This window comes from Streptomyces sp. P17, assembly GCF_032436805.1.
Taxonomy (GTDB): domain Bacteria; phylum Actinomycetota; class Actinomycetes; order Streptomycetales; family Streptomycetaceae; genus Streptomyces.
In genome coordinates this window covers 1-511 of record NZ_JAVRBF010000299.1, presented here as the reverse complement: position 1 = coordinate 511, position 511 = coordinate 1, and the positions used below count along the sequence as shown (strand labels likewise).

1 pseudogene is annotated in these 511 nt (G+C 38.7%); it reads left to right on the top strand.

Annotated features, from left to right (window positions below):
• Positions 1–147: 147 nt before the first annotated feature.
• Positions 148–511, top strand: a pseudogene (locus tag RMT89_RS40970) (histidine kinase); the annotation flags it as partial.

Genomic DNA, 511 nt, shown 5'->3' with positions numbered 1-511 from the left:
CAAGAACGTGTAAATTTTCTCAAATTAAACTTAGCACTTGACAGATTAACTACTCGTTCTTAAGTTACTTGTCAAAAATAAAACATGCCCATTTTTATAATGGGCATGTTTTTATGCTTCTATTATTAAGAGGTTATATCATTATTTATGCATGAAGAGCATTGTTCGCAAAAGGCTGAAGCATTACTCTGTCAAATCCAGAAAGAAAGCCAAGGAAAGTTGACGATTTTCCTTGGTGCGGCTCCGGGAGTTGGTAAAACATACGCTATGCTTAATGCCGGTAAGGAGTGTTTACAGCGCGGTGTTGATGTCGTTATTGGATTAGTCGAAACTCATGGCAGACAAGAAACTGAATCCACGATGAAAGGGCTAGAAATCCTCCCTCGTAAGAATATTCATTACCAACATACGCTACTCACTGAGTTTGATTTAGATGCAGCGTTGCAACGTAAACCATCACTTATTTTAGTTGATGAGTTAGCTCACACCAATGTACCAGGCAGCCGTCATA